At 49.8% G+C, this 24,309-nt stretch carries 13 protein-coding genes, 3 rRNA genes, 4 pseudogenes and 3 riboswitches; all 20 genes and pseudogenes read left to right on the forward strand.

Going from position 1 to position 24,309, the window contains the following annotated elements; genetic code table 11:
- Window positions 1–49 precede the first annotated feature (49 nt).
- The 20 genes and pseudogenes from CW734_RS18695 to purH all read left to right on the forward strand — a co-directional run bounded on the left by CW734_RS18695 (window position 50) and on the right by purH (window position 24,303).
- Entirely contained in the window at window positions 50–736 is a 687-nt protein-coding gene (locus CW734_RS18695) for a DUF58 domain-containing protein (RefSeq protein WP_232787181.1), read from the forward strand.
- Complete coding sequence (locus CW734_RS05970) at window positions 733–2,919, forward strand: transglutaminase TgpA family protein (RefSeq protein WP_101189848.1); 2,187 nt, start codon at window positions 733–735, stop codon at window positions 2,917–2,919. Before CW734_RS18695 ends, CW734_RS05970 begins: the two co-directional genes overlap by 4 nt.
- A 31-nt stretch (window positions 2,920–2,950) precedes the next feature.
- Window positions 2,951–3,052, forward strand: a riboswitch (purine riboswitch).
- A 126-nt stretch (window positions 3,053–3,178) separates the two neighbouring features.
- Window positions 3,179–4,717, forward strand: a complete 1,539-nt coding sequence (gene guaA, locus CW734_RS05975) for a glutamine-hydrolyzing GMP synthase (RefSeq protein WP_101189849.1) — start codon at window positions 3,179–3,181, stop codon at window positions 4,715–4,717.
- 114 nt (window positions 4,718–4,831) lie between these two features.
- A riboswitch (purine riboswitch) is annotated at window positions 4,832–4,933 on the forward strand.
- Between the two features lie 110 nt (window positions 4,934–5,043).
- Window positions 5,044–6,377 (forward strand): annotated as a pseudogene (locus CW734_RS05980) (NCS2 family permease).
- A gap of 543 nt (window positions 6,378–6,920) precedes the next feature.
- A 16S ribosomal RNA gene (locus tag CW734_RS05985) occupies window positions 6,921–8,465 on the forward strand.
- Window positions 8,466–8,649: 184 nt separating this feature from the next.
- Window positions 8,650–11,566: ribosomal RNA gene (locus tag CW734_RS05990) — 23S ribosomal RNA — on the forward strand.
- Window positions 11,567–11,631: 65 nt separating this feature from the next.
- A 5S ribosomal RNA gene (rrf, locus tag CW734_RS05995) occupies window positions 11,632–11,743 on the forward strand.
- The 16S, 23S and 5S rRNA genes sit together here, the layout of an rRNA operon.
- Before the next feature lie 146 nt (window positions 11,744–11,889).
- A pseudogene (locus CW734_RS06000) lies at window positions 11,890–12,427 on the forward strand (DUF2179 domain-containing protein).
- A gap of 10 nt (window positions 12,428–12,437) precedes the next feature.
- On the forward strand, window positions 12,438–12,617 hold the full coding sequence (locus tag CW734_RS06005) for an NETI motif-containing protein (RefSeq protein WP_269801510.1): 180 nt from the start codon (window positions 12,438–12,440) through the stop codon (window positions 12,615–12,617).
- A 76-nt stretch (window positions 12,618–12,693) separates the two neighbouring features.
- Window positions 12,694–12,793: riboswitch (purine riboswitch) on the forward strand.
- Window positions 12,794–12,924: 131 nt separating this feature from the next.
- Window positions 12,925–13,409 (forward strand): annotated as a pseudogene (purE, locus tag CW734_RS06010) (5-(carboxyamino)imidazole ribonucleotide mutase).
- Entirely contained in the window at window positions 13,406–14,530 is a 1,125-nt protein-coding gene (gene purK / locus CW734_RS06015) for a 5-(carboxyamino)imidazole ribonucleotide synthase (protein ID WP_101189851.1), read from the forward strand. Before purE ends, purK begins: the two are co-directional and overlap by 4 nt.
- 16 nt (window positions 14,531–14,546) lie before the next feature.
- The gene (purB, locus tag CW734_RS06020) at window positions 14,547–15,842 is read left to right on the forward strand and encodes an adenylosuccinate lyase (protein ID WP_101189852.1); all 1,296 of its coding nucleotides are present in this window, start codon (window positions 14,547–14,549) and stop codon (window positions 15,840–15,842) included.
- Window positions 15,843–15,857: 15 nt separating this feature from the next.
- A complete protein-coding gene (gene purC, locus CW734_RS06025; RefSeq protein WP_101189853.1) occupies window positions 15,858–16,571 on the forward strand; it encodes a phosphoribosylaminoimidazolesuccinocarboxamide synthase in 714 nt (237 codons plus the stop codon).
- Window positions 16,571–16,825, forward strand: a complete 255-nt coding sequence (gene purS, locus CW734_RS06030) for a phosphoribosylformylglycinamidine synthase subunit PurS (protein WP_101189854.1) — start codon at window positions 16,571–16,573, stop codon at window positions 16,823–16,825. The genes purC and purS overlap by 1 nt, the downstream gene beginning before the upstream one ends.
- On the forward strand, window positions 16,822–17,505 hold the full coding sequence (gene purQ, locus CW734_RS06035; RefSeq protein ID WP_101189855.1) for a phosphoribosylformylglycinamidine synthase subunit PurQ: 684 nt from the start codon (window positions 16,822–16,824) through the stop codon (window positions 17,503–17,505). Before purS ends, purQ begins: the two co-directional genes overlap by 4 nt.
- Window positions 17,489–19,712 (forward strand): annotated as a pseudogene (purL, locus tag CW734_RS06040) (phosphoribosylformylglycinamidine synthase subunit PurL). Before purQ ends, purL begins: the two are co-directional and overlap by 17 nt.
- Window positions 19,688–21,109 carry an amidophosphoribosyltransferase gene (gene purF / locus CW734_RS06045; protein WP_101189856.1) on the forward strand — a complete coding sequence of 474 codons (1,422 nt, stop codon included), beginning with the start codon at window positions 19,688–19,690 and terminating at the stop codon, window positions 21,107–21,109. Before purL ends, purF begins: the two are co-directional and overlap by 25 nt.
- 11 nt (window positions 21,110–21,120) lie before the next feature.
- Window positions 21,121–22,182 (forward strand): phosphoribosylformylglycinamidine cyclo-ligase, encoded by a 1,062-nt coding sequence (gene purM, locus CW734_RS06050; RefSeq protein WP_101189857.1) that lies wholly within the window; start codon window positions 21,121–21,123, stop codon window positions 22,180–22,182.
- The gene (gene purN, locus CW734_RS06055) at window positions 22,172–22,756 is read left to right on the forward strand and encodes a phosphoribosylglycinamide formyltransferase (RefSeq protein WP_101189858.1); all 585 of its coding nucleotides are present in this window, start codon (window positions 22,172–22,174) and stop codon (window positions 22,754–22,756) included. The genes purM and purN overlap by 11 nt, the downstream gene beginning before the upstream one ends.
- Before the next feature lie 11 nt (window positions 22,757–22,767).
- Entirely contained in the window at window positions 22,768–24,303 is a 1,536-nt protein-coding gene (gene purH, locus CW734_RS06060) for a bifunctional phosphoribosylaminoimidazolecarboxamide formyltransferase/IMP cyclohydrolase (protein ID WP_101189859.1), read from the forward strand.
- Window positions 24,304–24,309: the final 6 nt, after the last annotated feature.

Consider the following 24,309-nt stretch of genomic DNA (forward strand, 5'->3'; position numbering starts at 1 on the left):
GCTGCTGCCAGCCCGCCAGTCCGTCCTGGTTTATCCGAACACTGTTGAAATGATGTACCGCCCGATCGGTTCCAGTTTTGACCAAGGCTCGATCGCGGCGCCATTTACTTTAGTGAAAGATACCACGATGGCGAGCGGTATCCGCGATTATCAGCCGGGAGACCGGGTCTCGTGGATACACTGGAAATCGTTTGCACGAACACAGACGATGCGCACGAAAGAATTCGAAGACCGTCAATCGCAAGATTTGTTCTTGCTTGATGACCGGTCCCCATCCGAAAGCTTCGAAATTCAAGTCGAGCTGATCGCTTCGATTCTCACTTCTGTGGTGGCATCCCATGCCAGTGTCGCCTATTTATCCGCCGGCACGCCACGCGCCTTTTTCCCGCTGATCCAAAGCGATGAACAATTGCAGCGTGCGCTTTATCATTTGGCGAAAGTCCAGGATGATTTGGACCGGCCGATCGAAGCAGTTGTCGGACAGGATTTGAAACAAGTCCGCGTGTCGAGCCTAGTCTATGTGACAGGTTCATTGTCACGCGAAATGGTCGATGAAATCCGGCGGAACGTAACGAGCTTGAGCCAGTGCTTGTGCCTGGTCGTGACAGAAGCAGGCCAGTCGATCAGGCCGGAAGATGAAAAAAACCATCAATATGCGAGATCTAAAGGTTTCCACGTGAAAGTTATCGGGCCAGAGAATTTCGCTTCGGCGTTTATGGAGGCGAACCGTTCATGACATCGATCGGAAAAAATAAAGTATTTATGGGCTTATTGTATATCTTGGTGTTTTTCCTGTTGTCTGAATGGCTGCGCCCTGTCATCGAATTAACCGAAACCGGCCATCATCGGCTATTTTTAGCTTTCGTGGCATTGGGTCTCGTTATGGCGTTCTTCGACGTTCCGTGGTGGATCACCGGCCCGCTGAAATTATTTTATATTCTATGGTTTATTGTGTATGTCTATACCGGCAATCTATTTTTTACGGCAGAAAGCCTGGCTTTTATCGTGGAGCAGGCGAGCATCAGCTTATCGGCTCTCTTCAGCCAAGATTGGCAAGCGACCACTGATGTATTTCGCACCGTCCTGTTTTTTGCGCTGTTGTGGATGGCTATCTATCTTATCCATTATTGGGTCAGTTTTCGCCTGAGCATCTTCTTATTCTATCTTTTGACGGTCATTTTCGTTGCCGTTCTGGATACATTTAGCCCTTATTCGGGCGATGCGGCGATTGTCCGCATCATGGTCATCGGCTTATTGTTGGCAGGCTTATTGCATTTGGCCAGATGGATGGAACGTCACGGAGCAGCAGCCAAGACGGATAAATTGCTGGTCTTTTCGATTCCCTTATTATTGCTGTTGGTCGCTTCAACCGCACTTGCTTTCTATTTACCGAAAGCAGAGCCAATTTGGCCGGACCCTGTTCCGTACATCACCTCTTATTCCGGAAAAGGCGGTGTCGGTGAAGGAGGCGTCGGGCGCATCGGTTATGGCGTTGATGATTCACAGCTCGGCGGCTCTTTTGTCTCTGATGATACAACTGTCTTCAGAGCGGAAGTCGAAGAAGGGCAATATTGGAAAGTTGAAGTGAAAGATGTCTATACGACAAAGGGCTGGGAGCTCTCGGAAGAAGATGCACAAGAGCAGCTTTACCAAAACGGTGATGAAGTTACGACAGATTTTCCGCCGGAAGACGAGGAGCGTTCCTCAGCCCTAGTGGATATGCAGCTGCCATTCCCGTTCGTTCTCTATCCTTATGGGACCGCTTCTTTCTTAATGGAAGAAACATTGGATTATCGTTACGATCCGATTCAACAGCGTTTCGACACATTGCAGGAGAATGCAGCTTTTGAACCGGACGTCTATGAAGTTTTCTATAGCGAACCTTCCTATAGCCTGACAGCATTGCGTGAAACAAATGCAGAAGAATTGTCTGAACTGCCGCCGGAATACGACCGCTACCTGCAATTGCCTGATGAATTGCCTGAGCGGGTTGGGGAATTGGCGGAAGAAATCGCTGCCGGTTCAGACACTGTTTATGGACAAGCACAAGCGGTCGAACGTTATTTCAGCACCAACGGTTTTGAATATAGCCAAAGCGACATCGCTGTCCCTGCGGAAGACCAAGACTATGTTGATCAATTCCTTTTTGAAACGCAGCGTGGATATTGCGATAACTTCTCCACCTCGATGGTCGTCTTGCTGCGTTCGCTGGATATTCCTGCGCGCTGGGTGAAAGGCTTCAATGAAGGGGAAGTCATCGATACAGTGGATGGCTACGACGTATACGAAGTCACGAATAATAACGCGCATTCATGGGTAGAAGCTTATATGCCAGGGGTGGGCTGGATGATGTTCGAACCGACCATCGGCTTTACCGGTGCCTCTTCCATTGATTTTGATTTGGAAATCGATACCTCCGAACCGGAAGAAGAGGAGATGCCGGACCGCCCTGAACCTGAACCCGAAGCACAGCCTGAACAACCGGATGGCGGTACAGGAACAAATGCCGGCCCGACAGCGGGTGAGCGTTTCCTTGCTTTTGTATCCGAACAGGCAGGCAAGCTCATCGCAGCCACCATCGGCTTGCTGCTGCTCGCATTCATGCTATTCAAGATCCGTAAAAAATGGCTGCCCAAAGTGCTGATTCCGTATTACCGCCGGAAAGAGGGGGGCGCAGAAACTTTTGAAAAAGCCTATCTGCGTCTCTTGAAACAATTGGAGCTTTATGGAATAAAACGGGCGCCGGGTCAAACATTGCGTTCATACGCCGAATACGTCGATTCATTTTATGGAACGAAAGAGATGACGGAATTGACGGCAGCGTATGAAAAATCCGTTTACGGCGGGGACGCCGAATCAGTTGATTGGCCGAAACTGAAGGAAAGTTGGGAAAATTTAATCAATCGGACAAGCGGTTGATTTTGAAAACACTAGCCTGTACAATTGAGAAAATTATAGAATACAGTGCCCTCATATATGTCCGATGATACGGTTCGGATGTCTCTACCAAGTCACCGGAAATGACTTGACTATGAAGGCGGATGACGCATGCTTATTTGCATGCGCATTCGTCTTTTTAACGTAGAGGACAAGAACGCGAGGAGTGATTTTTTCGCGTTCTTTTTTATATTGTGGCCTGAATCGAATAGAAGAGGTGAAGGATTTGCCAGTCAGCCCTATGTTGAAGGAACAGAAAAAAATCGTCGTCTTGGATTTCGGCAGCCAATACAACCAATTGATCACGCGCCGCATCCGTGAAATCGGTGTCTATAGCGAACTCCACCCGCACACGATTACCGCGACTGAAATCAAGGAAATGAACGCAACGGGAATCATCTTCTCAGGCGGACCGAATTCCGTCTATGACGAAAATGCATTTTCCATCGATCCGGAAATTTTTGAAATGGGACTGCCGATACTCGGCATCTGCTACGGCATGCAATTGATGGCATTGCGTATGGAAGGGAAGGTCGAAAAAGCTTCCAACCGCGAATACGGCAAAGCCGAATTGACCTTGACGAAAGAAAGCTCCATTTTCAAAGATGTACCAGAAGAACAAATCGTCTGGATGAGCCACGGCGACCTCGTCACAGCGGCACCTCCTGGATTTGACGTCATCGCTACAAGCCCCGGCTGCCCGATTGCAGCAATGGCAAACGAAGAGCGCAAACTCTACGGAGTCCAGTACCATCCTGAAGTCCGCCATTCCGTTTACGGAAACGAAATGCTGCGCCAATTCGTCTTCGATGTCTGTGGCATGAAAGACGAATGGTCGATGGAAAACTACATCGAATTGGAAATCGCGAAAATCCGTGAGCAAGTGGGCGACAAGAAAGTCCTTTGCGCACTAAGCGGCGGCGTCGATTCTTCTGTTGTTGCCGTCTTGATCCACAAAGCGATCGGCGATCAATTGACGTGCATGTTCGTAGACCACGGCTTGCTCCGTAAAGGGGAAGCTGAAAGCGTCATGAAAACTTTTGCAGACGGTTTCCATATGAACGTCATCAAAATTGATGCCCGCGAGCGCTTCATGAAAAAACTTGAAGGCGTCAGCGACCCTGAACAGAAACGCAAAATCATCGGTAATGAATTCATCTATGTATTCGACGATGAAGCAGAAAAACTGAAAGGCATGGACTTCCTTGCCCAAGGCACACTTTATACAGATATTATCGAAAGCGGCACAACGACTGCCCAAACGATCAAATCCCACCACAACGTGGGTGGATTGCCTGAAGACATGCAATTTGAGTTGATCGAACCGCTCAACACGTTATTCAAAGATGAAGTGCGTGCACTCGGCACCGAACTTGGCATGCCGGATGAAATCGTTTGGCGTCAGCCATTCCCAGGCCCTGGCCTCGGCATTCGCATCATGGGAGCTGTCACTGAAGAAAAACTTGAAATCGTCCGCGAATCGGATTGGATTTTGCGCGATGAAATCAAAAAAGCCGGCCTTGATCGCGACGTCTGGCAATACTTCACAGTGCTTCCGGATATCCGCAGCGTCGGCGTCATGGGCGATGCCCGCACATATGATTACGCAATCGGTATCCGCGCAGTTACTTCAATCGACGGCATGACATCTGATTGGGCGCGTATTCCGTGGGATGTACTCGAAAAAATCAGCGTCCGTCTCGTCAATGAAGTAGATCACATCAACCGCGTATTATACGATATTACGAGCAAGCCACCTGCAACAATCGAGTGGGAATAGAAACAAACGGCTGCCATTAGCGGCCGTTTTTCTATTTCACGAACTTTCAGTTAAAAAAATAGATAATTGTTCGTGTTTCGTCTTGTTTTTCCATACCTATCGTGGTATTCTATAAATGAAATTAAATAAGCTTGTCGTATAAATTCAGGGATATGGCCTGAGAGTCTCTACCGGTTCACCGTAAATGATCCGACTACGATTTTTTGTCCGCCTTATAAAATAGGCGGACTCTCTGTTTTCGGACGGGGATAATCGGACGCATACGGCAAATCGCTGTATGCGTTTTTTTGCGTAGACTTATACAAAAGCATACGGAGGAATCATGCATGAAGAAGTATTTTCAGTTTGAAGAACTTGGAACAAACTACCGTCAGGAATTTATCGGGGGCTTAACCACATTTTTGGCAATGGCTTATATCTTGGTGGTCAACCCGTTGACGCTGACTATGGACTCGATTCCTGATTTGGATCCTGCCCTTCGCATGGATTACGGAGCAGTATTTATGGCCACAGCTTTGGCAGCCGCTATCGGCAGCCTTTTAATGGGAATCGTTGCTAGATACCCGCTTGCTCTAGCGCCGGGGATGGGGCTCAACGCTTTCTTCTCCTATACAGTTGTTCTTACGTACGGAGTGCCTTGGCAAACTGCATTGACCGGGGTGCTGGTTTCCGGATTGATTTTTATTCTGCTGACTTTGTCAGGCATTCGTGAAACAATCATCAACGCCATCCCGGCTCAACTGAAATATGCAGTGGGTGCCGGCATTGGGCTTTACATCACGTTTATTGGCCTCCAGAATGCGGGGATCGTTGTAGGCAATCCTGATACGCTTGTTGGACTTGGCGATTTGACGACCGGTTCAGCTCTTCTCGCGATTTTCGGATTATTCATCACTGTGATCATGATGGTCCGCGGAGTGAAGGGCGGGATTTTCTTTGGAATCTTAATCGCTGCCGTAGTCGGGATGATCTTCCAAGTAGTCAGCTTGCCGACTGCTATCATTGATTTGAATGTTCCAAGCCTCGCGCCGACATTCGGTGTTGCGCTTGAACCGATCTTCAACGACCCAGGTTCATTGATGACCATTCAGTTCCTTGTCATCGTCCTAACATTTTGTTTGTAGACTTTTGATACAGCTGGAACGTTGGTGGCAGTAGCGAACCAAGCGGGCTTAATGAAAGATAATAAATTGCCGCGCGCTGGAAAAGCTTTGCTTGCAGATTCAATTGCGACAGTGAGTGGGGCGATCTTCGGGACGTCAACAACAACTTCATACATCGAGTCGACAGCCGGTGTAGCGGCTGGAGCGCGTTCGGTTTTGCTTCAGTGGTTACAGGGATCCTTTTCCTGGTTGCAATTCTTTTCTATCCGTTGTTATCAGTCATCACCAGTGCAGTAACTGCACCAGCGTTGATCATCGTCGGAGTCTTGATGGTGTCGGCTCTTGGCCAGATTGAATGGGGCAAATTTGAAATTGCTGTTCCAGCATTTCTCACAATGATTGCGATGCCGCTCGGTTATAGTATCGCAACCGGGATCGCAATCGGATTCATCTTCTATCCCATCACGATGATGGTCGCGGGAAGAAGGAAAGAAATCCACCCTATCATGTATGGACTGTTTGTTATCTTCGTTTTGTATTTTATATTTCTTGCTTAATAGAAGCTGTCGACTTATGTCGGCGGCTTTTTATGTCCATAAGAAATCTTTCTTCTATATAGTAGGAAACCCATTTAAATGAATTGGTGATAAGTAGTTCATTTATGATTATTTTCTATATACATACACTATTATTATTAACGATTGGGAAGGAGGGAAGTATTTGTATGAAAGGAAGCGAGCTCCTTTCAAAACTGTAATAATCTTTTAGTTGAATATTAAGAATATTACGTTATAATAAGAAGAGTAAAAGTTTCTCGTAAAAGCTTGACGGGATTTTCTAGCGTGCTATATTAGTCAAGTCGCCAAGAGAGGCGCACAACATGAACCTGAAAACTGAACAGCAAAACGTCAACGAAAGACGTCACGAGCGCCTTGGCGCGTGAACGGCTTTTGCGATGGTCGCCCTGGGCGATCGGGGCAATCAGCCATTCCGAACTTTGGTGTTCGTGACTTAACTACTGATCAGCGTATGCAGATCAAAGCGAATCGCGTCTTCGGACGGCGATACGCCAGCAACTATTGAGCAATCAATACTACTCTATAATGGAGAGTTTGATCCTGGCTCAGGACGAACGCTGGCGGCGTGCCTAATACATGCAAGTCGAGCGGAACCATTGGAGCTTGCTCCTTTGGTTTAGCGGCGGACGGGTGAGTAACACGTGGGCAACCTGCCCTGCAGATCGGGATAACTCCGGGAAACCGGTGCTAATACCGAATAGTTTGCGGCCTCTCATGAGGCTGCACGGAAAGAACGGTTTCGGCTGTCACTGCAGGATGGGCCCGCGGCGCATTAGCTAGTTGGTGAGGTAACGGCTCACCAAGGCCACGATGCGTAGCCGACCTGAGAGGGTGATCGGCCACACTGGGACTGAGACACGGCCCAGACTCCTACGGAGGCAGCAGTAGGGAATCTTCCGCAATGGACGAAAGTCTGACGGAGCAACGCCGCGTGAGTGAAGAAGGTTTTCGGATCGTAAAACTCTGTTGTGAGGGAAGAACAAGTACCAAGTAACTACTGGCACCTTGACGGTACCTCACCAGAAAGCCACGGCTAACTACGTGCCAGCAGCCGCGGTAATACGTAGGTGGCAAGCGTTGTCCGGAATTATTGGGCGTAAAGCGCGCGCAGGCGGTCCTTTAAGTCTGATGTGAAAGCCCACGGCTCAACCGTGGAGGGTCATTGGAAACTGGGGACTTGAGTGCAGAAGAGGAAAGTGGAATTCCACGTGTAGCGGTGAAATGCGTAGAGATGTGGAGGAACACCAGTGGCGAAGGCGACTTTCTGGTCTGTAACTGACGCTGAGGCGCGAAAGCGTGGGGAGCAAACAGGATTAGATACCCTGGTAGTCCACGCCGTAAACGATGAGTGCTAAGTGTTGGGGTTTCCGCCCCTTAGTGCTGCAGCTAACGCATTAAGCACTCCGCCTGGGGAGTACGGCCGCAAGGCTGAAACTCAAAGGAATTGACGGGGCCCGCACAAGCGGTGGAGCATGTGGTTTAATTCGAAGCAACGCGAAGAACCTTACCAGGTCTTGACATCCCGCTGACCGCCTAGGAGATTAGGCTTTCCTTCGGGGACAGCGGTGACAGGTGGTGCATGGTTGTCGTCAGCTCGTGTCGTGAGATGTTGGGTTAAGTCCCGCAACGAGCGCAACCCTTGATCTTAGTTGCCAGCATTCAGTTGGGCACTCTAAAGGTGACTGCCGGTGACAAACCGGAGGAAGGTGGGGATGACGTCAAATCATCATGCCCCTTATGACCTGGGCTACACACGTGCTACAATGGACGGTACAAGGGCTGCAAACCCGCGAGGGGAGCCAATCCCAGAAAACCGTTCTCAGTTCGGATTGCAGGCTGCAACTCGCCTGCATGAAGCCGGAATCGCTAGTAATCGCGGATCAGCATGCCGCGGTGAATACGTTCCCGGGCCTTGTACACACCGCCCGTCACACCACGAGAGTTTGTAACACCCGAAGTCGGTGGGGTAACCCTTACGGGAGCCAGCCGCCGAAGGTGGGACAGATGATTGGGGTGAAGTCGTAACAAGGTAGCCGTATCGGAAGGTGCGGCTGGATCACCTCCTTTCTAAGGATTATATCGGAACCGATCTTCGGATCGGGTTGACGTTTGCGTTCAGTTTTGAAGGTTCACTCCGCAAGGATTGACTTTCGAACTTGTTCTTTGAAAACTGGATAGATCGACATTGATTAAGAAACAAGCATCAAAGTAGCGTGATCGCTTCGCGATCAACTTATTTTTGACCCTCAGTGGTTAAGTTAATAAGGGCGCACGGTGGATGCCTTGGCACTAGGAGCCGAAGAAGGACGGCACTAACACCGATATGCCTCGGGGAGCTGTAAGTGAGCTGTGATCCGGGGATTTTCAGATGGGGAAACCCACTGTTCGTAATGGAGCAGTATCCATGTGTGAATACATAGCACATGAGAAGGCAGACTCAGGGAACTGAAACATCTAAGTACCTGAAGGAAGAGAAAGCAAATGCGATTCCCCAAGTAGCGGCAGGCAGAAACAGGATCAGCCCAAACCAGAAGGCTTGCCTTCTGGGGTTTGTAGGACACTCTATACGGAGTTACAAAGGAATGGATTAAGCGAAGCGACCTGGAACAGTCCGCAAGACAGGGTAATAGCCCCGTAGCTGAAAGTTCATTTCCTCCAGAGTGGATCCTGAGTACGGCGGAACACGAGAAATTCCGTCGGAATCCGGGAGGACCATCTCCCAAGGCTAAATACTCCCTAGTGACCGATAGTGAACCAGTACCGTGAGGGAAAGGTGAAAAGCACCCGGAAGGGGAGTGAAATAGATCCTGAAACCGTGTGCCTACAAGTAGTTAGAGCCCGTTAATGGGTGATGGCGTGCCTTTGTAGAATGAACCGGCGAGTTACGATTGCATGCAAGGTTAAGGTGAAGCCGGAGCCGCAGCGAAAGCGAGTCTGAATAGGGCGAGTGAGTATGCAGTTGTAGACCCGAAACCAGGTGATCTACCCATGTCCAGGGTGAAGGTAAGGTAACACTTACTGGAGGCCTGAACCCACGCACGTTGAAAAGTGCGGGGATGAGGTGTGGGTAGCGGAGAAATTCCAATCGAACCTGGAGATAGCTGGTTCTCTCCGAAATAGCTTTAGGGCTAGCCTCAAGATAGAGAATCCTGGAGGTAGAGCACTGTTTGGACTAGGGGCCCATCCCGGGTTACCAATTCAGACAAACTCCGAATGCCAGTGATTTATGCTTGGGAGTCAGACTGCGAGTGATAAGATCCGTAGTCAAGAGGGAAACAGCCCAGACCACCAGCTAAGGTCCCCAAATATCCGTTAAGTGGAAAGGATGTGGCGTTGCTTAGACAACCAGGATGTTGGCTTAGAAGCAGCCATCATTTAAAGAGTGCGTAATAGCTCACTGGTCGAGTGACACTGCGCCGAAAATGTACCGGGGCTAAACGGATTACCGAAGCTGTGGATGGACATCGTAGATGTCCGTGGTAGGAGAGCGTTCTAAGGGCGTTGAAGTCAGACCGGAAGGACTGGTGGAGCGCTTAGAAGTGAGAATGCCGGTATGAGTAACGAAAGACGGGTGAGAATCCCGTCCACCGAATGCCTAAGGTTTCCTGAGGAAGGCTCGTCCGCTCAGGGTTAGTCGGGACCTAAGTCGAGGCCGATAGGCGTAGACGATGGACAACAGGTTGATATTCCTGTACCACCTCCCGCCGTTTGAGTAATGGGGGACGCAGAAGGATAAGGTGAGCGTGCCGTTGGTTGTGCACGTCCAAGTTGTGAGATGAGAAACGAGGCAAATCCGTTTCTATATAACATCAAGCAGTGATGGCAAGAGGTTTACCTCAGAGTCCCTGATTTCACACTGCCAAGAAAAGCCTCTAGCGAGGCGGGAGGTGCCCGTACCGCAAACCGACACAGGTAGGCGAGAAGAGAATTCTAAGGTGAGCGAGTGAACTCTCGTTAAGGAACTCGGCAAAATGACCCCGTAACTTCGGGAGAAGGGGTGCTCTGGTAGGGTGAATAGCCCGAGAGAGCCGCAGTGAATAGGCCCAGGCGACTGTTTAGCAAAACACAGGTCTCTGCAAAACCGTAAGGTGACGTATAGGGCTGACGCCTGCCCGGTGCTGGAAGGTTAAGGGAGTGCTTAGCGCAAGCGAAGGTGCGAACCGAAGCCCCAGTAAACGGCGGCCGTAACTATAACGGTCCTAAGGTAGCGAAATTCCTTGTCGGGTAAGTTCCGACCCGCACGAAAGGCGTAACGATCTGGGCACTGTCTCAACGAGGAGACTCGGTGAAATTATAGTACCTGTGAAGATGCAGGTTACCCGCGACAGGACGGAAAGACCCCGTGGAGCTTTACTGTAGCCTGATATTGAATTTTGGTGCAACTTGTACAGGATAGGTAGGGCCAGAGAACCCGGGCGCCAGCTTCGGGGAGGCGTCGGTGGGATACTACCCTGGTTGTATTGAACTTCTAACCCACAAGCCTTAGCGGCTTGGGAGACAGTGTCAGGCGGGCAGTTTGACTGGGGCGGTCGCCTCCTAAAAGAGTAACGGAGGCGCTCAAGGTTCCCTCAGAATGGTTGGAAATCATTCGCAGGTGTAAAGGCACAAGGGGCTTGACTGCGAGACGGACAGGTCGAGCAGGGTCGAAAGACGGACTTAGTGATCCGGTGGTTCCGCATGGAAGGGCCATCGCTCAACGGATAAAAGCTACCCCGGGGATAACAGGCTTATCTCCCCAAGAGTCCACATCGACGGGGAGGTTTGGCACCTCGATGTCGGCTCATCGCATCCTGGGGCTGTAGTCGGTCCCAAGGGTTGGGCTGTTCGCCCATTAAAGCGGTACGCGAGCTGGGTTCAGAACGTCGTGAGACAGTTCGGTCCCTATCCGTCGCGGGCGCAGGAAATTTGAGAGGAGCTGTCCTTAGTACGAGAGGACCGGGATGGACACACCGCTGGTGTACCAGTTGTTCTGCCAAGAGCATCGCTGGGTAGCTATGTGTGGCCGGGATAAGTGCTGAAAGCATCTAAGCACGAAGCCCCCTCAAGATGAGATTTCCCATTGCGCAAGCAAGTAAGATCCCTCAAAGACGATGAGGTAGATAGGTTCGGGGTGGAAGCGTGGCGACACGTGCAGCTGACGAATACTAATCGATCGAGGACTTAACCAACAAACTGAAACGCGCGTTTCCCCAATGTCGATTTATCCAGTTTTGAGCGAACAAGCTCAACATAGTCCAGTGATGATGGCAAAGAGGCCACACCCGTTCCCATCCCGAACACGGAAGTTAAGCTCTTTTGCGCCGATGGTAGTTGGGGTTTCCCCTGAGAGTAGGATGTCGCTGGGCAAGTAGAAAGGCCGTTACCGGTTTATTCCGGTAGTGGTCTTTTCTTTGAAATCATTTTATTTTTGCTGAAACAAGGCCTATTCCTCTTGCATTCGTACTTTGATTGACCTAATATGAAATTTAATTGCGAAGGAAAGGGTGCAGAAATGGATATTAATCCGTGGTTAATGGTTCTCATAATATTTTCAATCAATATAGTCTATGTCACCTTCTTTACTGTGCGAATGATTATGACACTCAAAGGCTTCCGTTATTTAGCGGCGCTTGTCAGCATGGTGGAAGTGGTCATATATAGTAGGGCTCGGCTTGGTGCTAGATAATTTAGATCAGATACAGAACTTGGTCGCTTATGCGATTGGTTATGGATCTGGGGTTGTGATCGGTTCTAAAATCGAAGAGAAAATGGCGTTAGGATATATAACGGTTAATGTTATTAGCAACGATGAAAGTGATTATCTCCCGGAAGTTGCGTGAAAAGGCTACGGTGTAACCGATTGGGATGCAAACGGAAGAGATGGCGGCAGGCAGGCTATGCAGATCTTGACTCCTCGGAAGATGGAATTAAAATTATACAAAACCATCCAAGAAATAGATCCTAAGGCTTTTATTATCGCCTATGAACCGAAAACGATTCATGGTGGATTCTGGGTAAAACAAGTGAAAAGAGGTAGATTATTTAAATGAGTAAAAGACAATCTGGTTCGAAGTGCAGGAACACGAGACGATGGAAGACTGCCTGAACCGAATGAAACAAGAGGGTTATATGGCTGTTGGCCGTAAAGAAGAGCCCTTGTTTGAAGAAATTAATGGAGAGCCTGTACCTGTCCGCCAGATTATCAAGTTTAAAGGTAATAAAATCGAAAATAGCAGATGATGGGTAAAAACACGAACGTTAAAAAGAGGTCTTGTTTATCGTTCGACTTTACCATTGACGCATATGAACCATCTTGTTATGATTAATGAGGAAACCCCATATATGCAGAGGAATTGGCCTCTGCGTCTCTACCAGGACACCGTAAATGTCGGACTATGCGGGAAAGCAACTTATGGTACTTATAACGGAGGATGCTTTTTATGCCATCACGTATGTTTTCGTTGAATCAAAGTCCTTAAGTAAACTGCTTTTCACGTCATGTGAGCAGTTTATTTGAGGGCTTTTACTTTTGAAAAGAGGTTATTGAATGAATCCGCGAATTGGCATTATTATGGGAAGTTCGAGTGATTGGGAAACGATGAAACATGCATGCGAGGTTCTAGATGAACTGAAGATCGACTATGAAAAAGTGATATCAGCCCATCGGACGCCGGATTTGATGTTCAGTTATGCAGAGGAAGCACGCGGTAAAGGTTTGCATGTGATCATTGCAGGTGCTGGCGGTGCTGCTCATTTGCCGGGAATGGTCGCGGCAAAACAACTTTGCCGGTTATCGGTGTTCCAGTTCAGTCTAAAGCCTTGAACGGGATGGATTCATTATTGTCGATTGTTCAGATGCCCGGTGGGGTGCCGGTTGCAACTGTAGCGATCGGGAAAGCCGGCGCGATCAATGCGGGCCTCCTGGCTGCCCAAATTCTTGGAACGGTCGACCCAGAAGCAGCGCAAGCTTTGGAAGATAGACGCAAGCGGACTGCGGAGGCTGTGTTGGAAAGTTCAGGTGATCTGGTATGACAAGAACGATTTTACCTGGACAGACGATCGGTATCATCGGCGGAGGGCAGTTAGGCCGCATGATGGCGTTGGCTGCGAAGGAAGCAGGATTTAAGATTGCGGTTTTGGATCCGGGCATGGATTCGCCGACCGGACAAGTGGCGGATATTCAGATCGTTGCTCCGTTCAATGATTCGGAAGCGCTGGAAGAATTGGCAGAAGTGAGTGATGTCATCACTTATGAGTTTGAAAATATTGATGTGGACGGGCTCCGCCATTTAGCTGAAATCGCTTATGTGCCTCAAGGGGCTGAGTTGATCGGCGTCACACAGAACCGGATTTTTGAGAAGCAGGAAATTCGGGAAGCCGGAGTGCCGGTAGCGAATTATATAGAAGCTTCTACATTTGAAGAGTTGAAAAGCCGGATTGAAACTTTGGATTATCCCTTTGTCGTTAAAACGGCTAGAGGTGGATATGACGGCAAAGGCCAGCAAATTGTGGAGAATGCAGACCAGTTATCAGAGGCGGAAGCCCTGTTCCAGAACGGGGATTGTGTCGCGGAAGCATTTATCGATTTCACGATGGAGATATCGGTTGTCATCCAGCGCAATACTTTAGGTGAAACGGCTATATTGCCGATTGGAGAGAATATCCATAAAGATCATATACTGCATCAAACCATTGTCCCTGCAAGAGTTGGCGAGGAAACGCTGACAAAAGCGAAAAAGGCGGCAGAAGCAATTGCTGAACATCTGCAAATGGTCGGAACACTTGCGGTTGAAATGTTCGTTTTGCCGGATGGCGAAATCCTGGTCAACGAACTGGCACCGCGCCCTCATAACTCAGGGCATTATTCAATCGAAGCGACAAACATTTCGCAGTTCCACCAGCATATCCGCGCGATTTGCGGGTGGCCGTTGCGCAAGCCGAAGCTTTGGAGTTCAGCTGTCATGGTTAATGTGCTCGGAGAACATGTAGCGCCGCTCACGACGAAAATCGCACATTATCCGGACTGGTCGATTCATTTATACGGCAAGGACGAAGCAAAACATAAACGCAAAATGGGGCATGTGACCATTTTGACGGAAGACATAGATCGAACATTAAACGAAATCGACGCATCTGGCATTTGGCCGGAATAATTGGAGGATATAGATTATGATCGCACGTTATACACGCCCGGAGATGGGTGCCATTTGGACAGAAGAAAACAAATACCAAGCATGGTTGGAAGTAGAAATCCTTGCATGTGAAGCTTGGGCAGAAATTGGCGATATCCCGAAAGAAGACGTGGCGAAAATCCGTGAGAATGCAGGGTTTTCAGTCGACCGAATTCTAGAAATTGAAGAGGAAACGCGCCATGATGTTGTTGCTTTTACGCGTGCGGTTTCCGAAACGCTTGGGGAAGAACGCAAATGGGTGCATTACGGATTGACGTCAACAGATGTTGTCGATACGGCACTTTCTTATCTGTTGAAGCAGGCGAATGAAATCCTGCGCAAAGATTTGACAAACTTCATCGATATTTTAGCGGTGAAAGCGAAAGAGCATAAAATGACGGTCATGATGGGCCGTACACACGGTGTTCACGCAGAGCCGACGACATTCGGTTTGAAATTGGCGCTTTGGCACGAGGAAATGAAGCGTAACCTGGAGCGTTTTGAAGCAGCAGCGAAATCGATCGAAACGGGCAAAATGTCCGGTGCGGTTGGAACGTACGCGAATATCGACCCATTTGTTGAAGAATATGTATGCAAAAACTTAGGAATCGCTGCATCGCGTATTTCCACACAGACTTTACAGCGTGACCGCCATGCACAGTATATGAGCACGCTTGCCTTGATCGCTTCTTCAATTGAAAAATTTGCGACGGAAATTCGTGGTTTGCAGAAATCTGAAACACGTGAAGTCGAAGAGTTTTTTGCGAAAGGACAAAAGGGATCATCGGCGATGCCGCATAAACGCAACCCGATCGGTTCTGAAAACATGACAGGCCTTGCGCGCTTGATCCGCGGTTATATGGTGACGGCTTACGAAAACGTATCGTTGTGGCATGAACGCGACATTTCTCATTCCTCTGCTGAACGCGTCATCTTGCCGGATGCGACGATCGCGTTGAACTATATGCTCAACCGTTTCGGCAATATCGTCAAGAACTTGACGGTGTTCCCGGAGAATATGAAGCGCAATATGGATTCGACATTGGGGCTTATTTACTCACAGCGTGTCCTGTTGACATTGATTGATAAAGGGATGGCGCGTGAAGCGGCATACGATACCGTGCAGCCTTGCGCGATGGAAGCATGGGAAACGCAGACTTCGTTCCGTAAAGTCGTGGAAGCGAACGAGACGATCACTTCGCAGCTGACGAAAGAAGAGCTGGACGATTGCTTTGATTACAACCACCACTTGCAACAAGTCGATATGATCTTCAACCGTCTCGGATTAAATTAAACGGAGGCATCAATCATGGAAAAAGCTCAGCTATTGTATGAAGGAAAAGCGAAGCGTCTGTATAAAACGGACGAGCAAGGCGTTCTTTGGGTGGAATACAAAGATTCCGCCACTGCGTTCAACGGAGAGAAGAAAGAAGAGATTTCAGGAAAAGGGCGCTTGAACAATCAAATCACCTCTTTGCTGTTTGAGAAATTAAAAGCAAACGGCATCGCTTCCCATTTTGTAAAGCAGTTGTCCGATAGCGAGCAATTGGTGCGCGAAGTGAGCATCGTACCTATCGAAGTCGTCGTCCGCAATATCGTCGCCGGCAGCATGGCGAAACGCCTTGGGCTCGAAGAAGGCAAAGAGATCCAAAAGCCGGTCGTGGAGTTTTACTTGAAAGACGATGAGCTGGGCGATCCGTTGATTACGGATGATCATGTCGCCATGCTTGAACTTGCGACAGAGCAGGAAGTGGCGGTCTTGAAAGACAAAGCGCGGAAGATCAATGATGTATTGATCGGCTTTTTCCAGGATATTGGTGTCGATTTGGTCGATTTCAAAATCGAATTTGGCCGTGATGAGAACGGTGAGATCCTGTTGGCGGATGAAATTTCACCCGATACGTGCCGCTTGTGGGATAAGGAAACGAAACAGAAACTCGATAAAGACGTATTTCGCCGGAACCTCGGCAATTTGACGGATGCTTATGAACTCATTTTATCTCGACTGGGAGGACAAAACTGATGAAAAAAGTAAAAGTGTATGTGACCTTGCGTGAAAGTGTACTCGACCCACAAGGATCTGCTGTGATGGGATCGCTCCATAAAATGGGCTATGACGAGGTCCAGGATGTCCGGATCGGCAAATATTTGGAACTGGTCATTGGAGACAGTGAACGTGATGTCGATGCTTTGGTCGATGAATTGTGCAACAGGCTGCTTGCGAATACGGTGATTGAAGATTACAGGTACGAAATCGAGGAGGTTGTCTCGCAATGAAATTCGCAGTGATTGTTTTCCCAGGGTCGAATTGTGACTTGGACATGTATCACGCCATCAAAGATGAGCTTGGAGAAGAAGCGGAATATGTCTGGCATGATACGCATGACTTAAGCGGTTATGACGGAATTTTGCTTCCAGGAGGTTTCTCATACGGGGATTATTTGCGTGCAGGAGCGATTGCCCGTTTTTCAGGTGTCATGGACGAAGTACGCAAAGCAGCGGAGGCCGGCAAACCGGTTCTCGGCATCTGCAACGGATTCCAGATCCTGACAGAAGCCGGATTGCTTCCTGGCATGCTGATGCGCAATAAAGACTTGAAGTTCACTTGCCGCACAGTCAGCTTGAAAGTAGAGAACGCTCATACTTTGTTCACGAATGAATACAAAGAAGGCGAAGAAATCCGCATTCCGGTCGCTCACGGGGAAGGCAATTATTATTGCGACGATGCGACATATCAGCATTTGAAAGACAATAATCAAATCGTTTTCACATACGCAGAAGATTTTAACGGCAGCCGCAATAACATTGCCGGCATCATCAACGAACGCGGAAACGTGCTCGGCATGATGCCGCATCCGGAACGTGCCGTTTCCGACTTGATTGGCGGAACGGACGGCTTGCCATTATTCAGATCAATCGTCAAACAGTGGAGGGAATCACATGTCAGTCACGCTTGAGCCGAACACACAACAGATTAAAGAGCAACAGCTTTATAAGCAAATGGGTCTATCGGACGCTGAATTCAAAATGGTCGAAGATATACTCGGCAGAACGCCGAACTACACCGAGACCGGTTTGTTTTCTGTTATGTGGTCTGAACATTGTTCCTATAAAAATTCAAAACCGGTTTTATCGAAATTCCCAACTTCAGGCGAACACGTTTTGCAAGGACCTGGAGAAGGCGCGGGCATCGTCGATATCGGTGACGGCCAGGCAGCTGTATTCAAAATGGAATCCCATAACCATCCGTCTGCAATCGAACCTTACCAAGGAGCAGCAACAGGCGTCGGCGGCATCATCCGCGACGTTTTCTCGATGGGCGCACGTCCAATCGCGCTGTTGAACTCCTTGCGATTCGGCGAACTTGAAACGCCGCGCGTCAAGTATTTGTTCGAGGAAGTGGTCGCAGGCATTGCCGGCTATGGCAATTGCATCGGCATTCCGACGGTCGGAGGCGAAGTGCAGTTTGATGCATCGTATGATGGCAACCCGCTTGTCAATGCCATGTGCGTCGGCTTGATCGACCATAAAGATATCCAAAAAGGCGTCGCTAAAGGAACCGGCAACCCGGTCATGTACGTCGGCGCTAAAACAGGTCGCGACGGTATCCACGGCGCGACATTTGCTTCAGAAGAGTTGACGGACGCATCCGATGAAAAACGCCCAGCCGTTCAAGTGGGCGATCCGTTCATGGAGAAATTGCTTCTTGAAGCTTGCCTGGAACTCGTGAAATCCGATGCGCTCATCGGCATACAGGATATGGGTGCAGCTGGCCTCACTTCATCTTCAGCGGAAATGGCCTCAAAAGCCGGATCCGGCATCGAGATGGATTTGGATCACGTACCGCAGCGCGAAACGGGCATGACGGCTTACGAAATGATGCTGTCGGAATCACAAGAACGTATGCTGATCGTCGTCAAACAAGGGCGCGAACCGGAAATCGTCGAGTTGTTCGAAAAATACGGGCTTGACGCCGTGACAGTCGGACGGGTAACGGACGATTCCACGTTGCGCTTGAAGCATAAAGGTGAAATCGTCGCAGAAGTGCCGGTCGATGCACTGGCAGAAGATGCGCCGGTCTATCACCAAAAATCAAGCGTGCCGGAATATTACCGCGAATTCCAAAGCTTGCCGAACGAAGAGCCTAAAGTGGAAGACCATCAGGCGACATTGCTTTCGTTATTGAAGCAGCCGACCATCGCTTCAAAAGAATGGGTTTATAATCAATACGATCACCAAGTGCGTACTAGCACGGTCGTATCCCCTGGCTCTGACGCTGCGGTGATCCGTGTGCGCGGAACGAATAAAGGGCTTGCGATGACAACGGATTGCAACTCCCGTTATATTTACCTTGACCCAGAAACAGGCGGCAAGATCGCTGTCGCAGAAGCGGCGCGTAACGTCGTCGTCTCAGGCGGGCGCCCGCTTGCGATCACCGATTGCCTGAACTTCGGCAACCCGGAAAAACCTGAGATTTTCTGGCAGCTTGAAAAGCGGCTGACGGCATGTCGGCAGCTTGCCTTCAATTGAACGCACCAGTTATTGGCGGAAACGTCTCTTTATATAATGAAACAAACGGCACAGCGATTTACCCGACGCCGACAATCGGACTTGTCGGGCTTGTCGAAGATTTGAAGCATGTGACGACGCAAGATGCGAAAAGCAAGGCGATTTCGTCTATCTTGTCGGCGGCAGCATGACAGAATTCGGCGGCAGCGAATTGCAGAAAATGGTAGAAGGCCGTATTTTCGGTAAAGCGCCGTCTATCGATTTGGACGTCGAAGCACAACGCCAATCCGCTATCCTTACTGCCATTCAACAAGACTTGGTCCAGTCGGCTCACGACGTGGCGGAAGGCGGCGTCGCTGTCGCTTTGGCTGAGAAGACTTTCGGTAACGGGCTTGGCGTAGACGTAAGCCTTGCCGGGTCAAAAACTACGGCGTTATTCAGTGAAACACAATCGCGCTTTTTGCTCACGGTATCGCCTGAGCAAGCACAAGCATTCGAGAATACAGTGAAAGATGCACGGAAAATCGGTGAAGTCACGGGTGATCGCATGATCGTCAAAGGGGAAGACGGAGCCGTCTGGATCGATGAATCGGTCGAAACGCTCCGCTCCGCCTGGAAAGGGGCTATACCATGCTTGCTGAAATCAGAGGCTTAAACGAAGAATGTGGGATTTTTGGCATTTGGGGCCACACCAACGCAGCGCAACTCACGTATTATGGGCTTCATGCTTTGCAGCACCGCGGCCAAGAAGGCGCAGGAATCGTTTCGACTGATGGAGAGGCTTTACGCGCATTAAAAGGTGAAGGCATGGTCAGTGAAGTGTTCACTCCAGAGAAATTGGAGAAGATCACCGGTACTGCAGCCATCGGCCACGTCCGCTATGCAACAGCAGGCGGCAGCGGCATCGAAAATGTCCAGCCTTTGCTGTTCAATTCGACGACAGGAAGCCTGGCAATTTCGCATAACGGCAATTTGGTTAACGCGACGCAATTAAAAGGGCATTTGGAGCGTCAAGGAAGTATTTTCCAAACGACATCCGATACGGAAGTGCTCGCACACTTAATCAAGCGCAGCGGTTACGAAAGCTTTGAAGAAAAAGCGAAAAACGCCTTGTCTCTATTGAAAGGGGCGTTTGCATGCTTGGTTTTGACAGAAGAGGCCATGTTTGTGGCGCTCGACCCGAATGGCTTGCGTCCCTTATCTGTCGGAAAGATGGGGGATGCTTGGGTTGTCGCTTCGGAAACTTGCGCATTTGATATCGTTGGGGCAGAGTTTGTGCATTCCGTCGAACCGGGTGAATTCTTGATTATCAACGATGACGGCATGCGCAAAGAACGTTTTGCGTATCCGGAAGAGCGCTCGATCTGTACGATGGAGTATGTTTATTTCTCCCGTCCGGATTCGGATATCGACGGCATCAATATCCACTCAGCGAGAAAACGGCTCGGCAAGCAATTGGCGAAGGAAGTTCATATCGAAGCGGACGTCGTCACGGGTGTGCCGGATTCCAGTATTTCCGCAGCGATCGGGTTTTCTGAGCAGAGTGGGATTCCATACGAACTCGGGTTGATCAAAAACCGTTATGTTGGGCGGACGTTCATCCAGCCTTCACAGGAAATGCGCGAACGCGGCGTCAAGATGAAGCTATCTCCAGTGCGCCAAGTCGTCAACGGCAAACGCGTCGTCATGGTCGATGATTCCATCGTCCGCGGCACAACTTCCCGCCGCATCGTCGCATTGCTGAAAGAAGCAGGCGCGACGGAAGTTCACGTCGTCATCAGTTCACCGCCGATCAAGAACCCATGTTTTTACGGCATAGATATCAGCACATCCGGCGAGTTGATCGCCGCGAATAATACAGTAGAAGAAATGCGTGAAATCATTGGTGCCGATTCGCTGACGTTCCTGTCGGTCGATGGCATGGTCCAAAACATCGGACGCACCGATCCAGGCTCGAAATGCGGCCATTGCTTGGCGTGTTTCACAGGCGACTATCCAACAAATATCTATCCGGATACCGTCTTGCCGCATGAAAAAGAAAAAGTGAAATAGGGGGAACCGAAGTGTCTAAAGCGTATGAAAAAGCAGGCGTCAATATCGAAGCGGGCTATGAAGCCGTCAAGCGGATGAAATCCCATGTCGAACGCACCGCGCGTACAGGAATGCTGGGTGCATTCGGCGGGTTCGGCGGCATGTTCGATTTGTCCGAGCTGAATTTGAAACAACCGGTTCTCGTCTCCGGAACAGACGGTGTCGGCACGAAGCTGAAACTGGCTTTCATGGCGGATAAGCACGATACGATCGGTGTCGATTGCGTCGCGATGTGCGTCAACGACATCGTCGCACAAGGTGCGGAACCGTTGTTTTTCCTCGATTATATTGCTTGTGGCAAAGCGGTTCCCGAAAAAATCGAACAAATCGTCAAAGGCGTCGCGGATGGTTGCGTAGATGCCGGAGCGGCGTTGATCGGTGGAGAAACGGCTGAAATGCCGGGGCTTTATGATGAGAATGAATACGACATCGCCGGCTTTGCGGTTGGTGCTGCTGAAAAAGCGGATATCGTAACCGGCGAGCGTATCCAAGCGGGTGATGTTTTGGTGGGGCTTGCTTCTAGCGGTATCCACTCGAATGGCTATTCGCTCGTCCGCCATATTTTATTCGGCGACCAGGAAGGTTCGTTGGACGAGAAAGTAGCGGGCTTTGAAGAGCTCGGCACACTCGAATCCTTACTGCTCGAGCCGACGAAAATCTACGCCAAGACCGTGCAATCAATCCGCAAACAAGCGGACGTCCACGGAATGGCGCATATCACGGGTGGCGGGTTTATCGAAAACTTGCCGCGCATGATGCCTGAGGGGCTAGGCGTTGAGATCGAGCTTGGCTCTTGGCCGGTGCTTCCGGTGTTCGACCTGTTGAAAGCAAAAGGTGAATTGGCAGACCGTGATCTGTATTCGGTGTTCAATATGGGCATCGGATTTGCAGTGGCCGTTTCTGAAGCGGATGCACAACAAGCGATCCAGGCTGCTGAAGCAAATGGTGACTTGGCGTATGTGATCGGCCGTGTGACGCAATTGGAAGGTGTCCAGTTCCAAGGCAGTCAGGACGGGACTTTACATGAAAAATAGAACAAAAATGGCCGTTTTCGCATCTGGAAACGGCTCTAATTTTCAAGCGCTTTACGAAGCAACTCAAGACGGAAGACTGGATGCGGACATCGTTTTGGTCGTGGCGGATAAGCCGTCCGCGTTTGTGTTGGAACGGGCGAAGCAAGCAGGAGTGCCGGCATTTTCATTTACACCGCGTGAGTATGCGTCCAAACAGGCATATGAATCGATGCTGGTGGAAAAATTAGCTGGAGCGGGTGTCGAATGGCTCGTATTGGCCGGATTTATGCGTTTGATCGGACCTGTTTTGCTTGGGGCTTATGAAAACCGCATCGTCAATATCCACCCATCGGTACTGCCGGCGTTTCCGGGTAAAGACGCAATCGGACAGACGCTAGAAGCCGGGGCAAAAGAGGCTGGAGTTACCGTGCATTTTGTTGACGAAGGCATGGACACGGGAGCGATCATCGCACAGCACTCGTTTCCTGTAGACGGCGCGGATCGTGAGACAGTAGAACGCAAAATCCATGAAATCGAGCACCAATTATACCCTGAGAGTTTGCAGCAATTATTCAGCCGGCAGCAGTCGGTCTAGGAGGTCCATGAATGAAAAGAAGAGCATTGATGAGCGTATCGGACAAATCCGGCATTTTGGAGTTTGCCCGTGAACTAGTAAAAATGGATGTAGAAATCTTATCGACAGGCGGCACGCGCAAGCATTTGGAGGACAATGGCGTCCCGACGACGGCAGTGGACGAAGTGACCGGTTTCCCTGAGATTTTAGGTGGACGTGTGAAAACTTTGCATCCGCTGATCCATGGCGGGTTGCTCGCGAAACACGACGATAGCGAACACCAGCAGCAAATGAACGATAACGACATCGCACCGATCGAATTTGTCTGCGTCAATTTGTACCCATTCCGCGAAACGATTTCAAAACCGGATGTGACAAATGAAGATGCGATTGAAAACATCGATATTGGCGGCCCGACGATGCTGCGTTCGGCGGCGAAAAACCACGCTTACGTGACGGTTATCGTCGATTCCGGTGATTACGAAGCGGTACTTGCAGAACTGCGCGAGCAGCCAACAACAAGCCCCGAGCTGCGCCGGAAACTCGCAGCGAAAGTATTCCGCCATACCGCGGCGTATGATGCTTATATTTCCAATTACTTAACGGAACTGACCGATGAACAGTATCCGGAGCAGTTGACCCTTACATATGAATTGTCCCAAGCGCTGCGCTACGGGGAAAACCCGCACCAAAAAGCAGCGTTCTATAAGAGCGCGCTCGGTTCGGATTTCTCGATCGCACATGCCACGCAATTGCACGGCAAAGAGCTTTCCTATAACAATATCCAAGACGCCAATGCTGCGCTGCAGATCATCAAGGAATTCACGATGCCGGCAAGCGTCGCAGTGAAGCATATGAACCCGTGCGGCGTCGGGACCGGTGCTACACTTTCCGAATCATTCAAAAAAGCGTATGAGGCGGATTCGACTTCCATCTTCGGCGGCATCGTCGCCTTGAACCGTGAAGTCGACCTCGAGACAGCTGAGCAATTGTCGCAGATTTTCCTTGAAATCGTCATTGCGCCATCGTTCACGGAAGATGCACTTGCAGAACTCGGTAAAAAGAAAAACATCCGTTTGTTGACGGTGCCGTTTGAAACGAAACGCCGCGACAAATGGAATACGGTGACAGTCGAAGGCGGATTGCTCGTCCAGGAGCCGGATACATTCGGCTACGGGGATGCAGATATCCGTGTCGTGACGGAAAGACAGCCGACAGAACAAGAACTCGAAGCCTTGAAACTAGGCTGGAGCGTCGTCAAACATGTTAAATCGAATGCCATTGTCGTGTGCGATGAGTCGATGACGTTAGGCGTCGGTGCAGGGCAGATGAACCGCGTCGGCGCAGCCGCCATTGCACTCGAACAGGCAGCTGACAAAGCGCAAGGCGCAGCGATGGCATCGGACGCTTTCTTCCCGATGGCTGACACGGTGGAAGCAGCAGCGAAAGCCGGCATCAAAGCGATCATCCAGCCGGGCGGTTCGAAAAAAGATCAGGAGTCGATCGATGCGGCAAATGCACACGGCATCGCGATGGTCTTCACGGGCGTCCGCCATTTCAAACATTAATCGGAG

The sequence above is a fragment of the Planococcus sp. MB-3u-03 genome, from assembly GCF_002833405.1.
Classification (GTDB): Bacteria; Bacillota; Bacilli; order Bacillales_A; family Planococcaceae; genus Planococcus.

Coding starts and splice junctions, on each gene's coding strand:
- CW734_RS18695 (WP_232787181.1), top strand. CDS start 50: ATGATGTACCGCCCGATCGGTTCCAGTTTTGACCAAGGCTCGATCGCG.
- CW734_RS05970 (WP_101189848.1), top strand. CDS start 733: ATGACATCGATCGGAAAAAATAAAGTATTTATGGGCTTATTGTATATC.
- guaA (WP_101189849.1), top strand. CDS start 3,179: ATGTTGAAGGAACAGAAAAAAATCGTCGTCTTGGATTTCGGCAGCCAA.
- purK (WP_101189851.1), top strand. CDS start 13,406: ATGACAAGAACGATTTTACCTGGACAGACGATCGGTATCATCGGCGGA.
- purB (WP_101189852.1), top strand. CDS start 14,547: ATGATCGCACGTTATACACGCCCGGAGATGGGTGCCATTTGGACAGAA.
- purC (WP_101189853.1), top strand. CDS start 15,858: ATGGAAAAAGCTCAGCTATTGTATGAAGGAAAAGCGAAGCGTCTGTAT.
- purS (WP_101189854.1), top strand. CDS start 16,571: ATGAAAAAAGTAAAAGTGTATGTGACCTTGCGTGAAAGTGTACTCGAC.
- purQ (WP_101189855.1), top strand. CDS start 16,822: ATGAAATTCGCAGTGATTGTTTTCCCAGGGTCGAATTGTGACTTGGAC.
- purF (WP_101189856.1), top strand. CDS start 19,688: ATGCTTGCTGAAATCAGAGGCTTAAACGAAGAATGTGGGATTTTTGGC.
- purN (WP_101189858.1), top strand. CDS start 22,172: ATGAAAAATAGAACAAAAATGGCCGTTTTCGCATCTGGAAACGGCTCT.
- purH (WP_101189859.1), top strand. CDS start 22,768: ATGAAAAGAAGAGCATTGATGAGCGTATCGGACAAATCCGGCATTTTG.